Annotated in this window: 12 protein-coding genes and 1 tRNA gene; 6 read left to right on the top strand and 7 right to left on the bottom strand. The window is 45.9% G+C overall.

The features are described 5' to 3' along the window. Positions 1-121: 121 nt before the first annotated feature. From A8L45_RS09850 to A8L45_RS09840, 3 genes are all read left to right on the top strand, one after another. On the top strand, positions 122-2134 hold the full coding sequence (locus tag A8L45_RS09850) for an FAD-dependent oxidoreductase (RefSeq protein WP_068901744.1): 2013 nt from the start codon (positions 122-124) through the stop codon (positions 2132-2134). 254 nt (positions 2135-2388) lie between these two features. After that, complete coding sequence (locus A8L45_RS09845; RefSeq protein WP_068901742.1) at positions 2389-2937, top strand: NAD(P)H nitroreductase; 549 nt, start codon at positions 2389-2391, stop codon at positions 2935-2937. A 102-nt stretch (positions 2938-3039) separates the two neighbouring features. Continuing rightward, on the top strand, positions 3040-4971 hold the full coding sequence (locus tag A8L45_RS09840) for a DNA topoisomerase III (protein ID WP_068901740.1): 1932 nt from the start codon (positions 3040-3042) through the stop codon (positions 4969-4971). Here the strand turns inward: A8L45_RS09840 and A8L45_RS09835 are convergent. From A8L45_RS09835 to A8L45_RS09815, 5 genes are all read right to left on the bottom strand, one after another. Next, positions 4953-6560, bottom strand: a complete 1608-nt coding sequence (locus tag A8L45_RS09835) for a GGDEF domain-containing protein (RefSeq protein ID WP_068901738.1) — start codon at positions 6558-6560, stop codon at positions 4953-4955. The two genes, A8L45_RS09840 and A8L45_RS09835, sit on opposite strands and share 19 nt — an antisense overlap. A 174-nt stretch (positions 6561-6734) precedes the next feature. Then, entirely contained in the window at positions 6735-7499 is a 765-nt protein-coding gene (locus A8L45_RS09830) for a sulfite exporter TauE/SafE family protein (protein WP_068901735.1), read from the bottom strand. Positions 7500-7624: 125 nt separating this feature from the next. Then, positions 7625-7701 (bottom strand) — tRNA-Pro (locus tag A8L45_RS09825). 157 nt (positions 7702-7858) lie between these two features. Then, complete coding sequence (locus tag A8L45_RS09820) at positions 7859-9748, bottom strand: DUF3413 domain-containing protein (RefSeq protein ID WP_068901733.1); 1890 nt, start codon at positions 9746-9748, stop codon at positions 7859-7861. Between the two features lie 64 nt (positions 9749-9812). Continuing rightward, on the bottom strand, positions 9813-10028 hold the full coding sequence (locus tag A8L45_RS09815; protein WP_068901731.1) for a YejL family protein: 216 nt from the start codon (positions 10026-10028) through the stop codon (positions 9813-9815). Between the two features lie 81 nt (positions 10029-10109). On the opposite strand from A8L45_RS09815, the gene yejK reads away from it, so the two are divergent. After that, a complete protein-coding gene (yejK, locus tag A8L45_RS09810) occupies positions 10110-11123 on the top strand; it encodes a nucleoid-associated protein YejK (RefSeq protein ID WP_068901729.1) in 1014 nt (337 codons plus the stop codon). 87 nt (positions 11124-11210) lie between these two features. Here the strand turns inward: yejK and nhaC are convergent, their stop codons facing one another. Further along, a complete protein-coding gene (gene nhaC / locus A8L45_RS09805; RefSeq protein ID WP_068901727.1) occupies positions 11211-12650 on the bottom strand; it encodes a Na+/H+ antiporter NhaC in 1440 nt (479 codons plus the stop codon). A 505-nt stretch (positions 12651-13155) separates the two neighbouring features. Between nhaC and asd the strand changes: the two genes are divergently transcribed. Then, on the top strand, positions 13156-14274 hold the full coding sequence (gene asd, locus A8L45_RS09800) for an aspartate-semialdehyde dehydrogenase (protein WP_068901725.1): 1119 nt from the start codon (positions 13156-13158) through the stop codon (positions 14272-14274). Positions 14275-14351: 77 nt separating this feature from the next. Here the strand turns inward: asd and sodB are convergent, their stop codons facing one another. Next, on the bottom strand, positions 14352-14936 hold the full coding sequence (gene sodB / locus A8L45_RS09795; RefSeq protein WP_068901723.1) for a superoxide dismutase [Fe]: 585 nt from the start codon (positions 14934-14936) through the stop codon (positions 14352-14354). 251 nt (positions 14937-15187) lie between these two features. Between sodB and A8L45_RS09790 the strand changes: the two genes are divergently transcribed. Continuing rightward, positions 15188-15526 (top strand): Grx4 family monothiol glutaredoxin, encoded by a 339-nt coding sequence (locus A8L45_RS09790; protein WP_068901721.1) that lies wholly within the window; start codon positions 15188-15190, stop codon positions 15524-15526. Positions 15527-15630: the final 104 nt, after the last annotated feature.

Below are 15630 nucleotides of genomic sequence, written 5' to 3'. Positions count from 1 at the left end.
CTACCTTTTTAACCTAGCATTCTTTTTTTGTGATCAAAATGTAAACGGGAGTTTGAAATGATGGTTCGACAAGGTTATTCTGGTCTGACCAGATAATAAAAAAGATTGGATGGAAGCAAAAATGGAACAAAAGTCTTATCCTCATCTACTTGCGCCGCTGGATCTTGGTTTTACAACACTCAAAAACCGCGTTCTGATGGGCTCAATGCACACAGGCCTTGAAGAGGCTAGAGGCGGCTTGAAGAAACTTGCTGCTTTTTATGGAGAGAGAGCAAAAGGCGGCGTAGGGCTCATTGTAACTGGTGGTTTTGCGCCAAACATGAGAGGCAGTCTCTACCCGTTTGCCGCCCAAATGAGTTCAGGTCGGGAGTCCCGTGCACACCGTGTTCTGACAGATGCGGTTCATGAACATGGGGGTAAGATTGCTCTGCAACTGTTACATGCAGGCCGTTATTCTTATCATCCATTTGCGCAGAGTGCTTCGGCTATTCGGGCTCCAATAGCTAAATTCACGCCGTTTCAAATGAGTGAACGCCAGATCCGCAATACCATCAATGACTTTGCAAAAAGCGCTGAGCTTGCAAGAGAAGGCGGCTACGATGGTATTGAGCTTATGGGCTCTGAAGGATATTTAATAAACCAATTTATTTGTTCTCGCTCAAACACCCGTTACGACGGCTGGGGCGGTAGCTATGAGAATCGTATCCGGTTCCCGATTGAGGTAGTAAAAGCGGTTCGCGAGCGTGTCGGCCATGACTTCATCATTATCTTTCGTCTGTCCATGCTTGATCTTGTTGAGCAGGGCAGTACTCATGAAGAAGTTGTAATGTTGGCGAAGGCGCTTGAAAAAGCGGGTGTAACCATCATTAACACTGGTATCGGATGGCATGAGGCCAGAGTCCCAACCATTGCTACTCAGGTGCCAAGAGCTGCATTTACCTGGGTAACAGAAAAGCTACGTGGTGAGGTCAACATTCCTCTTGTCACCACGAATCGTATCAACACACCTGATGTAGCCGAAGAAGTACTGGCTAACGGCCAGGCTGATATGGTGTCTATGGCGCGGCCATTCCTCGCTGACTCACACTTCGTCGCGAAAGCAGCAGAGGGTCGACCAGAGGATATTAATACCTGTATCGCCTGTAATCAGGCCTGTCTTGATCACGTATTCCAAGGGAAACGTGCGACCTGTTTGGTTAACCCTCAAGCCTGCTACGAGACTGAACTGGTAGTTTCACCTGCAGCAGTTAAACGTAGACTGGCTGTGATTGGTGGCGGTATGGCAGGTATGTCTGCGGCCACGACCGCAGCAGAACGCGGTATGGATGTGGTTCTGTTTGAAAAAAGCGACACGCTTGGCGGCCAGTTTAACCTTGCCATGCAAATACCCGGTAAAGAAGAGTTTAAGGAGACTATCCGTTACTTTAAACGTCGTGTTGAACAAACTGGCGTGACTGTCAAACTCAATACCAGCGTCGAAACAGCTGATTTAGAAGGGTTCGACGACATTATCATCGCAACGGGTGTTGCTCCTCGCTTGCCATCAATTCCCGGCATTGACCATGAAAAAGTCATTGATTACCAGACATTCATTCGCGAACAACCTAAGCTTGGTTCTCGCGTTGCCGTTGTTGGTGCGGGCGGAATTGGCGTTGATATTGCCAGTATGATCACTGAACCCGATTCACACAGTCTTGATGACTGGTTAAAAGAATGGGGTGTAGATAAAACCATCGCTCATCCTGGGGGACTTTATCCTCACCTAAACAAAAGTGCAGAGCGTCAAGTTTGGTTGCTACAGCGCCGTTCGGGGCAGGTAGGAAAAGGGCCGGGTAAAACCACTGGTTGGATACATCGCAAAACACTCCAGAAACGCGGTGTTGAGTTGCTCGGTGGTGTTAGCTACGACAGAATTGATGACCAAGGTCTTCACATCTCTCTTGAAGGTCAACATCATATCTTGCCTGCTGATCAGATCATTATTTGTGCTGGTCAGGAATCTGTGCGTGGACTGGCAAAGGAACTGGAGTCAGCGGGTAAATCTTTCCATGTTATTGGAGGCGCAGATAAAGCGGGCGAACTTGACGCCAAGCGGGCGATAAGACAGGGCGTCGAATTGGCAATCAGTTTATAGGTAAATCCATCCGGTTGCTGTGTTGAAATAATACAGTTACTAGGATTGTTATTCTCGGCCGACAGGCGGTCGTCTTTATGGTGAATGAAGACGGCCGTTTTTTCATTCAGAAAGCGACGTATAAATTGTGAGCTACTTTTACAAACGGGTAAATCGGTAGCCTGTTTTGAGGTCTATCCCAGCATAAATTTTTGATCGGCCATGTTCTTGGATTGGTATAATAACAAGCTGAATCGATTGAAGTTGGAAAGCAAATGGATGCACTAACACTACTAACCCATCGCCGCTCTGTCCCTCGCCTTTCTTCACCTGCGCCATCTGGTGACGTACTTGACGCCATTTTAGACGCAGGTTTGAGAGCGCCGGATCATGGTGCATTGACTCCCTGGCAGTTTGTCGTTGCAGAAGGCCAAGGCCTAGATACGCTGTCAGAAATCCTCAAGAAAGCAGCAGAGGAAAGTAACGAGCCGCAGGAGATGGTAGATAAGGCCGCTAAAGCACCTTACCGTGCTCCAATGGTGATTACTGTCATTGCCAGAACCCGACATCATGACAAGGTGCCTTTAGTTGAGCAGTATATCTCAGCAGGGTGCGCAGCGCAGGCGATGCAAATGGCTGCAGTGGCTCAGGGATTTCAGGGTTTTTGGCGGACAGGCAGTTGGGCTTACCATCCGTCAGTGCGGGAAGCTCTGGGTGTTGAGGGTGACGATGCGATAGTGGGCTTTCTTTATCTTGGTAGCGCAGAGAATAGCCAACCAGCTGTACCATCGCGCGAGAAAGACAAATTCGTTTCATATCTCTAAAGGCAATTAGAGAAATAACTGGATGTATATCCAGTTATTTCTTGTCAGTTTCCTTGTATTTAGTTACATTGTAAAGACTTATCCCTACGCATACTTTTCTCTATGGCTCGACTATTTATTGCCGAAAAACCCAGCCTTGGGCGTGCTATTGCAGCCGCTTTGCCCAAACCTCATAAAAATCAGCAAGGATATATTGAGTCAGCAAATGGTGACACAGTCACTTGGTGTATCGGGCATTTACTGGAGCAGGCTGAGCCAGATGCCTACGATGAGAAATACAAATCATGGAATCTTCAAGATCTCCCAATAGTGCCTGAACAATGGCTATTAAAGCCAAGAAAGTCGGCGGCTAAACAATTATCTGTAGTTAAAAAATTAGCGAAACAGTTTAATGACATTGTTCATGCGGGTGACCCAGACAGAGAAGGGCAGTTGCTGGTGGATGAGGTGTTTGATTTCATCAAGTTACCTCAGGTAAAGAAACAGCAGATACAACGGCTGTTGATCAGTGACCTCAACCTTTCGGCGGTTAAAAAAGCTTTGGGCAATCTGAAAAGTAATCAGGCGTTTATGCCACTGTCTGTGTCAGCTCTTGCTCGTTCGCGCGCAGACTGGCTATATGGTATGAACATGACGCGTGCTTACACCTTGCTCGGTCAGCAAGCTGGTTACAAAGGCGTATTGTCTGTTGGACGGGTACAGACCCCAGTATTAGGGCTTGTCGTCCGTCGTGATCGCGAAATAGCGAACTTTACCCCACGAGCCTTTTATCAGCTAGATGCGATTATTCCACATGAAGGTAATGATATCAGAGCCCGCTGGCAGCCAAGTGAAGCATGCAAACCTTGGCAGGATGAGGAAGGGCGGGTATTACACCGTAAGCTGGTTGAGAATGTTGCGACAAGAATAAGTGGCCAGCCTGCTGAAGTGATAGAAGCGGAACGCAAAAACACTAAGCAGGGAGCGCCTTTGCCTTATAGTCTGTCAGCATTGCAGATTGACGCAGCCAAACGGTTTAACATGAGTGCTGCAGATGTGTTGGCACATTGCCAGTCTTTGTATGAAAAACATAAGGCGATCACGTATCCAAGGTCTGATTGCCGTTACTTGCCAAAGGGACATTTTAGTGAGGCTAAAGATGTGGTTAGGGCGATTGCGGCGACTGCTGATTGCCTGCAGCAGGGCGTAGAGGGTGCCGATTTATCTTTGCGCTCGAAGGCTTGGAATGACAGCAAAGTTGAAGCTCACCATGCCATCATCCCAACCAGTCGAAGTGTAAAATCACTTTCTTCTGGCGAAGCAAAAGTGTATGAGCTTGTTGCACGTCAATATCTTATGCAATTTTATCCGCCAGCAAGTTTTGCTGAAGCAAAACTTGTTTTCTCCATTGCAGGCGGCATCTTTATCGCAAAAGGTAAAAAGCAGTTGTCTGCTGGGTGGAAAGCACTGATGCCGAGCAAAAAAAAATCGGCAGAAGAAGAGCTTGAGGCCATCGTACCGCCACTTGAAAAAGGTACAGTGCTCACCTGTGACCGTGGTGAGATAAAGGACTGTATGACAGAGCCTCCCAAATACTTCTCGGAAGCAAGCCTATTGCAGGCGATGACCGGGATTGCACGATTCGTTAAGGATCCGGAATTCAAGAAAATTCTACGTGACACGGATGGGCTGGGTACAGAAGCGACTCGGGCTGGTATTCTGGATTTGTTGTTTAAGAGACGTCTTTTACAACGAGAGGGAAAGCAAATTCGTGCAACACCTTCTGGTGAGGGCTTGATAGATGCTTTGCCCGAAAAGTCTACTTACCCAGATATGACCGCACACTGGGAAAGGCAATTGCATGATATGGCTGAGAGAAAGTGTCCTTATAAGGCATTTATGCAGATCTTGGAGAAAGAAATTAGTGAGATAATGGATACGGTAAAAAGTCAGCCGATACCCCACGCACTAAAAAATCTGCCGAACGATGTGCCAGCTAAACGTAAGCGACGTTCATCTGGCGGAAGGAAGAAACGCTACACAACAAAAGCCTGATTTTTTCCCATTCCTTTGGCTTCATAAAGCGCGGCATCAGCTTCAAGAAACAGTGCACTGGCAGAATCGTATTTGCCTGGCTGCACTGTCTTACCTCCAATACTGACACTGACTACATCTGTGACTTGCGACTTTTCATGTTTGATATTAAGTGAGCATATGTTTTTACACGCCTGATCCGCAACAACCTTTGCTGAGGCTAAATCACAGCCCGGAAGAAGTAATATAAATTCTTCTCCACCATACCTTGCACTGATTGCGCCTGCTCTTCGTTCCACTTTTTTCAAAGCCTGAGCAACTCTACGCAAACACTTATCGCCAGCCTGATGGCCATATAGATCATTGTATTGCTTAAAATAATCGATATCGACTACCAGCATAGTCACTGGAAGATTGTGTCTAGCTGCTCGGCGCCACTCTATTTCAAATTGCTCCTCGAAGGCTCGTCTGTTCAGTAGTCCTGTGAGGCTGTCTTCGCGAGAAAGCTTTTCTAACTTCTTGTTGGCTGATTCTAGTTGAGTCGTTCGTTGTGCAACTCTCTGTTCCAAAGATTGATTGAGGGACTTTAATTCTCCCTGAGACCGCTGATGGATAAGATGTTGGGAAACAGCCACTCCCAGCATCTTCAAAATCTGATGGTGGTAGTCTTTAAGACGTGTGCCCTCTGTCAGATTGTCGCAGGCAATCCAGCCCATAGGTTCATGGCCATCCCATAAAGATATAAACGCATTCCATCCAAAACCAACATCCTGATTATTGTGAGTGAGCTTAGTATCTTCTGTAATGGCGATGAGTTGTTTTTGCTCGAGTGTTCTTCTTGCTATGGGGTGGTCGTTGAGTGAGGCAACATAGCTATGTTCATTAGTGATGTTACCATGAGGATCAGTACCATATGTACCGCGAACCAAACCCGTATGCGTGTTGAGGATAAATATCGCCATCCGGTCAAAATCGAGAGCCTTCACACACTCATAAACCGCTGTGTAAAGCATGTTGTCGAGTGACTTGGCATGCCAAAGGCGTTGTGAAATCTTGTGCAGTGTTTGCAGCTGTTCAAGTAACCTTGATTTATCATCAAGTGATTTTTCCAGCCGTTTCGACGTTCCTTTATGTTGGCTTTGCTCCAGCATAAAGTGCTCTCTGATAATGACGTTGGCAAAATTCGATGAGGTGACTTGCGCTAAATGTTGCAGTACCTGCTCTTCCTGCGGTTTTTCTCCGACTACACGGAGGTGAATAGCACCATAAGTTTTGCCTTGTGCTCTGATTGGGATAAACCAATCGTGCTCATTATGCTCAATAATGCCTTGATCACAGTCTTCTAGGGATGCCAGCTGTTCTTTAAATCGCGTGATCTGTTTTGCTGAAAGTTGAAGAGGAGGGCTATGTCGCTGTTCTCGGCCCAACTGCATTTCGAATTCGAGTGACCAGTAATTTATACATTCACTGGCCACAAAAAAATGCAATTCTGAAACGTGAAAAAGTTGGCTCGCCTCCAGTGAGAACACCGTACACAAGTCACCAATATTAGTCTGACTTTGAAGACGAACGTTGAGTTTCAAGCAATCTGAGTGGTCGAGAATCTGCATAACTTACTGATTCCTAGGAAGGTAAATAGACTGAATCTACTGTGCGTTGTTGGATCCAGTATGTCACTTCTCTAATAGCGGGCACTCGCGCAGATGTTTTATTTCGAGTGAATTCACACTACACGGCCAAAAATGTAGCTATCGAGCAATGTGTCAGTTATGCAAATAAAATTGTCAGCTAAAATAGGCGGATACACAACCAACTAACGTCATCAAAAACAGAAACCATTTCAATGTTGATGGATTTGCCTTGATCGCCATTTTGACTGCAATCCAAGCGCCAGCGATAGAACCCAACGCAAGAAGAAGTCCCGGCACCCAAAGAATCAAATCATCGGCGATAAATACCACCATGGAAACAGAGGTGAAAGCCAGAGCGCAAACCACTTTCAAGGCATTTCCCCTGACAAGATCATATCTTAGGGTTCCGCACAGGGCGGCGAGCAATACAAAGCCAACGCCGGCCTGCACAAAGCCGCCGTAAAATCCGGCAATACCGAGACCAAGCCATGATGCAGGTGTATTCACTACTTTTTTAACTTCAGTGTCAGCATCTGGCATAACGGTTTGTGGTTTGACTAAGATGATGAAGGCCATCAGCAGCATAGTGCCAAGTAAGGCAGGTTTGATAAACGATGCGGGTATCCAGGTTACCGCGGTGGCACCGAGTAAACCGCCGATCACGGTAGGGATGAGAATCGGAATAAGCTGGCTGGTATCAAGTTTATTGTGATGGCGGAATCCAGCAACCCCTGAAACACTCTGCATCAGCACACCAACCCTGTTAGTGGCATTGGCAACCTCTGCAGGCAAGCCCAATATGATGAGAGCTGGGATAGTTAAATTCGAACCGCCGCCGGCAAGTGTATTAATTATTCCGGCAATAAATCCGAGAAATAACAGTAGTAATGAGAAACCTAAAGAAATATCGACAGCCATCTTTCTTCCTTGATAGAAGGTGTTTCGAAATTTGGTTTGTACTGGTCAGCTAAATTAGCTCTGTAACCAGAAATATCACCCTGAAACGAAAAAACCCGCAGCGTTTGCTACGGGTCTCGAATAAATGGTCGGTCTGACTGGATTTGAACCAGCGACCCCTGACACCCCATGACAGTGCGCTACCAGGCTGCGCTACAGACCGACTCTATGTCTCGCATGTTACGAACTGACCCTCTGCATGTCAATGACACTACAACGATTTTTCTACAGTTTCTAGCCGTTTGAACAATAATGCATCAAAATGGCAACAATGCGAACGTAAGACCAATATTTGCATGGTGAATACAGGTATTGGAAATCTAATTTTGTTCCCTCTGATGATTGGGATAAAAGCGTTTAAGTTCGTGCATTACCTGCATAAGGACAGATATCTGCGGTTTACCATCTGGTTGCAGTTTGTAGTTACTGTCATAGACATGGTAGTTACCAAACTTATCAACTATGGTGGTATTTCCTCTCTGAACAACGGCAATATCTCTGCTGTCGCCAGCAATGATCCACTTTCTCGGGGTGTTGGTCAGTTCAAATAAGTTTCTACCGCTGGCGTATAGATAGGAAGGACTCGATACGCCTAACATGGACTCCATGAGCGTTGGGACAATATCCAGGTGGCTACTGTAATCATTTTGAGCAGCATGTGCTTGCCCCGGCCAATGTATAACCATTGGAACCTGCAGTTGGAAACGGCTGTAGTTGGTATTTGCTCCCCAGCTATTTGAGCCTGTCTCATTAAATTCAACGCCATGATCTGATGTAAAAACGACAATGGTATTATCGAGAATACCCTTTGACGACAGGGTTGCCATCAGCTCAGAAACTAATCCGTCAGCATAATGGGCGGCATTGTTGTAGCTGTTTTTCAGCAGAATAGGTGAATGATTTGCAACACTTCCCTGGTGGTCTTCCAGTGCTGGGCGGAAAGGTTTTTTGTAGTCACCGCCTTTTTCGTATTCATCCACACTGCTTAGTTGGAGAAAACTGAACCAAGGTGTCTTATCGTGATTTTCTACCCAGTCAGTGAGTAGCTCAACCGCTTTCTTATCAGCAAGCGACACATTGGGTTGGTTGACCGTTGGCATATTTTTCAGGGAGTCGGAAAAGACACTCTGATAATAAATTGGGTTATCAAGATTATTACTGCTGAACAGGCCAATATCGTAGCCTTCTTTTTTCAACGTCATCAGCAGTTCTGGCTGCAGGCCCTCAGCGCGAATACTCTTTGCATAGTTACCCGGCAGCCCGTAAAACAAGCCGAAAATACCTGCCATGGTATCGTTTGAGCTGCTGTAATGCTTATTGAAACGAAGGTTTTTATCCGCAAAGCTGTCCATACCCGGCATAACAATAGGGTTGAGCATGTCGGCTCTCAGGCCGTCCACCATTATAAAAAGCAAATTCTGCTTGGGCTCAGCACCGGATGCGTTGTTGTTGAATGTCAATTTCTCAAGTGGATAAAGAATGTCGTCACTGTTCTGACGTTTTCTGATTTCTGCCCGTCTTTTCTGATATTCCTGTCGATCAAGAAAACCATGTTTCTCCATAAAGGTTTTCGCTGTCATCGGATATGAAAGAGGGAAGTTTGAACGCTGTGACGTTACAGGACTATAGAAGAAAGCATCAGCCCAGATGTGAATAAGATGACTACCTACAAAGCACAGTGAAAAAGCGAGTGCGATAGGTACACCGACACGCTTGCGGGATAATCGTCGCAGGCTGCGCCAGATCCACTCTGCAATAGCAACCTCAAGGAAAAATATCGCTGGCACCACGATAAACAACGTTTGCCAGTGCGCATTGATTTGAGTGTTCTCCCCACTGATGAGCAGCTCCCACACCAGTAAATTGAGGTGAAGATGAAGCGTCTCAAAAGCATAGATATCGACAATGAGCAAAGTGATACCCAGAGTAGATACAATAACGGCAAATAAGCGCATCAGCCGTTGAGAGGGGATAGCAAAGCTAATAGGAAATAAGATGACGATGTAAAGGGCAAAAACCAGAAAGCCAAAATGGCCGATCCAGGTCAGCAGTTGATACGTTTGCGCCAGTGGTGTTTCTGGCCAGCCTGAGCTGTAGACGTATCGAGTGCCAATCAGCATCACTGCGATGATATTGAAGAAAGTAAACCAGTGCCCCCAGCTTATCAGCTGAGACACTTTATCCCTGTAGGAGTTTCCGGTATCGACCATATAGGTTACTTCTGCTCTTATTGTATTGCTAACGTCGCGTATGGTTTCTGGTTGTTACTCTGGCTTAGTCTTTCTCGACAGAAGCCAGCAGCGCCTGAGCAAACTTTTCTGCGATCACTTTCCGTTGTGGTGCAGGAAGGCTGTTAATCAGGTTAGTTGCAATGTTGCCAACAACCATAAGAGACAGGTCGTTTGACGTTTTGTGAGACTCAAGAACATTGACCACATCGGATAAGATCTGTTCAACGTTTTTGTCTTGATATTTTGAAATTACAGGCATAGGTGCATCTTTAGTATCGAGAGTTAATATAAGCGGCGTATAATACCTCACACTCTTGTCAGACGAAAAATATTTTCCATTATGAGCCTTACGCTTTCTCACGTCATCTTGCATCAGTTGAACAAGCAAGACGACGAATCTTTACAAGTACAACTCAGAAATGAGCTACTCTCCCATAATTCATCAACGGAGAACCTGATTGCTGAAATCCATCGAGTCTATAATGCCAAGGGAGGCAAAGGTTTTGGTCATTTTTCGGAGGACAGTGAAGTCTCATCTTGGCTGAAAGCATTCCGAAGCAAGGAAACCGATTTTCTGGACTTCTCTTCTAAAGCAGCTGAAAGACTCAAATCTGAGTTGGCGAAATACCCATTTGCAGAATCTGGCGTTTTAGTGATGGCGGAATATCGTTCTCTGGCAACAGAGTATCTGTTTATTGGTCTGCTAGAGTCTAAAGCCAGTATGAAGGTGACTGATGAGCTAGATTTGAGCACAACGGATTATCTTGATGTGGCAAAGATGGATATCGCAGCGCGAATAGATTTGTCGACACTGGAGACAGACAGTGATTCAAACCGCTACCTCACCTTTATCAAAGGCCGTGTCGGACGAAAAGTGGCTGATTTCTTTCTCGATTTTATGCAAGCCGAAGTCGGTATGGACAGCAAACAACAAAACCTGGTGCTGATGCAGGCTGTTGAGGACTATTGTGCTGACTCTCGACTTGATAAAGAAGAAAAGCAGGAATACCGCAAGCAGGTTTATGACTACTGCAATAGCCAGCTGCAGTCTGGTGATGAGGTCGTTGTTAAAGAGCTGGCCAGTGAGTTACCGGACAACAATGACGGTGTCGATTTCTATCAATATGCCAGTGAACAGGGCTACGAGTTGGAGGAAAGTTTCCCGGCAGACAGAACGTCGATGCGTAAGCTGACAAAGTTTGTCGGTGCTGGCGGTGGTCTTTCCATAAACTTTGACAGCATGTTACTCGGCGAGCGCGTTTTCTATGATCAAGAGACAGATACCCTCACTATCAAAGGTACGCCTCCTAACCTGCGCGATCAGCTGGCACGCAGGCTAAACGTTGATGAATGACAGATAACGTAGCCCGACAAAAAGGTAAAAAAAGTACCTAACCTGAAAAATTAAAAGTCGCCAATCGGCGACTTTTAATTTTTTTATTTACGCGTTGTTCAAGACCTCAGTCGGCGCTCTTTCCTCATCTGCTATTCTATGTGTTTTCGGTTGGCAAGGATCAACAAACCATCCCATGTAAGCACTCAAAATGGTCACAGCAATGCAAACAAAACTCAGCAACATGTAAGGCGCATAAGAGAACGTGGCTACACCAAGAATACTGGCCATGTAAATACCATTGTCACTCCATGGCACCATACCTGATGTTAATGTACCGCCAAATTCCGCGTTACGAGATAAGTTTTTGCGTTCGAAGCCCAGGCGGTCATAGTTACGGGCACAAATTTTAGGGGTGAGGATTAGCGATACATACATCGCTGAGCCAAATACATTACCGAGAAAAGCGGTTGCTATGGTTGAAACTGACAAGCTTCCTGCTGATTGTACGCGTTTTTCAAATACGCCAGCGATGGTGTGTAACACTCCCACTTTATCGAGCAGCCCGCCAAACCCTAAACCGAAAACAATCACCGCGACAGAGCCAAGCATAGACGCCATACCGCCTCGGTTGAGAATAGAATCAAGAAAGCTAACTCCGGATTCGATGTGGTAAGGAGCCCACGCTGCATTTACCGCAGTTAATGGTTCAGTACCTTGCATCATGATTGCCCAAATGATACCCAGTACCGATCCCAGTGAGATCACCGGGAAAGATGGCATTCGCATGGCGAGTAACAAAAGAACCACGATCACGGGCAAGAATGACATTGGTGTTATAACAAATTGTTGTTCCATCGCCTGAGTAACGGCTTCAACCTGCGCCATATCCACATTGCCTGCATAGTGAAGGCCAATGAAAGAGAAAATAACTCCGGTGATAATATAACTGATCAGGGCAATGGGTAGCATGCCTTTGATATGGTCCATGATTTCAACATCAGACATTGACGATGCGAGGATCACTGAATCAGATAAGGGCGATAACTTATCGCCAAAGTAGCAGCCAGAGAGCACAGCGCCCGCTGTAATAGGTGCAGGGACCCCAAGACCTTGTCCAATCCCCATCATTGCAATCCCTGCCGTGCCCGCTGCTCCCCAAGATGTACCTGTCGCTAATGCCGTCAGTGAGCAGATCACCATGGTGGCCGCAAGGAAAATCGAGGGGTGGATCACCTTCAGACCATAGTAAATGATAGTGGGGACAATACCGCCAGCAATCCAGGTGCCGACTAACGCACCGACCGCAAGAAGAATCAACACTGCGCCCAGACCATTTGCAATGCCTTGAGTGGCTGCATTTTCTAATGCTTTGTATTTGTGTCCTAACTTCAGTCCCAAGGCAATAATGACAAACCAGCCAATATAGAGAGCGAGCTGAATGGGGAGATTTAATTTCGCGGTAAAGGAAAATGCTAACGCTAGAAAGATACCAAGCGCCAAGAACACTTGCGGTAGTGAAGGGAGCCGCAGGGTGTGTGGATTCATAATGTAAACCTTTTTTATTTACCCATAGCGAATCCATGCTCTGAACGCGTTTCAGTAAAAAGTGCTGGGCAGATCTATTATCACCATCCTGGCGGAAGCGATACTTTACCCAAACCCTCCATCAAGTGTGAAACACAAATTGACTTTATTACTGCTGATGCGTGTTTAGGTTGCTATTGGTGTTTAAATTGTTCCTTTGGGTTGTTTTTGTGTGAAGGAATTGTTTTTTTTGAGGCTTTTTTTTGTGTGTTTGATGGTTGTTTTTCGTTAAGCCGGAAGTTGTTAGGTAGTGAATATAACGCCGTAAAAGCCTGAGAGAGATGCATTCTGGACGTGAAAAGAGAATGGTTACAACAAGTATTCAGCTTGAGGCAAATATAATGAATCACCTGAAAAAGAGCAGTTTGCGTTTTAATTGGTGAAATACTCCACATTTCCACTGTTATCTGATAATTTAAATTTCATGGTCGAGATGACCGATCAAGAACATGGAGTGTAGAGAAGAATGAAAAGAGTAGGTCTGGTTGGATGGCGAGGCATGGTTGGTTCTGTGCTGATGCAGCGTATGGTTGAAGAGCGCGATTTTGACGTTATTGAGCCAGTTTTTTACAGCACATCTCAGGTAGGTATCCCAGCACCAAACTTTGGCAAGGATGCTGGTGATCTTGAAGATGCTTACGATATTGAAAGCCTAAAAACACTCGACATTGTGATCACCTGTCAGGGCGGCAGCTATACCGAACAGGTTTACCCTAAACTGCTGGAGGCAGGCTGGAAAGGCTTCTGGATAGATGCAGCATCAACTCTGCGTATGAAAGAAGACAGTATCATCACGTTAGATCCGGTGAACTACTCCCAGATACAGCAAGGCATTCATCGTGGTCTGAAAACATATGTGGGTGGTAACTGTACTGTGAGCCTCATGCTCATGGCTGTTGGTGGCCTCTATGAGGCTGGGCTCGTCGAGTGGATGACTGCCCAGACCTATCAGGCTGCTTCGGGCGCTGGTGCGAAAAATATGCGTGAGCTGATCAGTCAGATGGGCGTGGTAAATGATGCTGTCACCTCAGAATTAGCAAATCCATCTACGTCAATCATAGATATCGATCGTAAAGTCGCAGACACCATCCGCTCTTCAGATTTCCCAACTGAAGAGTTCGGCGTGCCTCTTGCGGGTTCTTTGATACCTTGGATCGATGTTAAACGTGAAAATGGTCAGAGCAAGGAAGAATGGAAAGGTACAGTCGAAACCAACAAAATTTTAGGTTTTAATGACAGCCCTGTTCCTATTGACGGCACCTGTGTTCGGATTGGTGCGATGCGTTGTCACAGTCAGGCATTGACCCTAAAGCTTAAGAAAAATGTGCCTATCGATGAAATCGAGGGGATTATTGCCTCACACAATGATTGGGTCAAAGTTGTGCCTAACGAGCGTAATATTACCGCACAAGAGCTCAGTCCAGCCAAAGTGACAGGAACGTTGTCAGTGCCGGTAGGCCGACTGCGCAAAATGGCAATGGGTGATGATTTCCTTAATGCGTTTACTGTTGGTGATCAACTTCTTTGGGGAGCGGCTGAACCGCTGAGAAGAACACTGAGAATTGTCTTGTCCGAAACAGAATAATGCTGTTTGCCCTTCAGGCATAAAAAAAGCTCCGCGTTGCGGAGCTTTTTGTTACTTACCGATGGATAAGAGTGTAATTACGCCGCTAGGTTCTGTGCAGCAAATTCCCAGTTAACCAGAGACCAGAACGCAGCCATGTAATCTGGGCGTACGTTGCGGTAATCGATGTAATAAGCGTGTTCCCACAGGTCAACAGTCATCAACGGAGTAATGCTGTCGTCAGAAACTGGGGTTTCAGCGTTAGATGTGTTGGTGATTGCCAGCGTACCGTCAGCTTTTTTCACCAACCAAGTCCAAGAAGAACCAAAGTTGTTGATTGCTGAATCAGTAAACTTCGCTTTAAACTCTTCAAAAGAGCCGAAAGACTTAACAATTGCATCCGCCAGTTCACCTGTTGGCTCACCGCCACCGTTCGGGCTCAGGCAGTGCCAGTAGAAGGTGTGGTTCCAGATTTGTGCAGCGTTGTTAAACACACCACCAGTAGAGGTTTTGATGATCTCTTCCAGAGATTTGTTTTCCAGCTCAGTACCTTCAACCAGACCGTTCAGCTTAACCACATAAGTGTTGTGGTGTTTGCCATGGTGGAAATCTAGTGTTTCTGCAGAGATATGCGGCTCAAGTGCAGTTTTTTCGTAAGGAAGAGCGGGTAGTTGAAATGCCATTGCTCAGTTCTCCATGATATATGAGGCAATGCCTCTGACATTGTTGCTTCCTGTAGATTGAGTGTCACAAAAATGTGTAACACATCTACTTATTTGAAATCTGGGCGATATTTTAGCAAGTTTTTACTTTATTAACAGCGGAAAATCTAAAAAAGGAGGGCTAAAATGGCCCTACAGATTTTATGCGTTTTTTTCCGCGCTTAACCCAGTTAAAATTAAAATAAATCATCATATCGATGTACGAGGAAGTAATGGAAACAGTTGACAAAATTAAACAGCAAATTTCGGAAAACCCAATTTTGCTTTACATGAAAGGTTCACCGAAACTACCTAGCTGTGGTTTTTCTTCTCAGGCCAGCCAAGCGCTGATGGCCTGTGGCGAGAAGTTTGCCTACGTTGATATCCTGCAAAACCCGGATATCCGCGCTGAGCTGCCAATTTATGCTCAATGGCCGACTTTTCCACAGCTTTGGGTAGAAGGCGAGTTGATTGGCGGCTGTGACATCATTCTGGAAATGTTCCAGAAGGGTGAGCTTCAGCCGATAATCAAGGAAGCGGCGGGTCGTCGTGACGTTGAAGAAAACAGCTAAACCTGATTCTTCGACTACATAGTGAAAAAGCCGCCCATTAGGCGGCTTTTTTGTGTCCTTTAATTGCCATTTTCACTTAATGAAAGTCAAAGCGAACGGCACAT

The sequence above is a fragment of the Veronia pacifica genome (assembly GCF_001707825.1).
Classification (GTDB): domain Bacteria; phylum Pseudomonadota; class Gammaproteobacteria; order Enterobacterales; family Vibrionaceae; genus Veronia; species Veronia pacifica.
The sequence above is the reverse complement of the archived record's forward strand: the minus strand, read 5'-3'. Positions and strand labels throughout refer to the sequence as shown.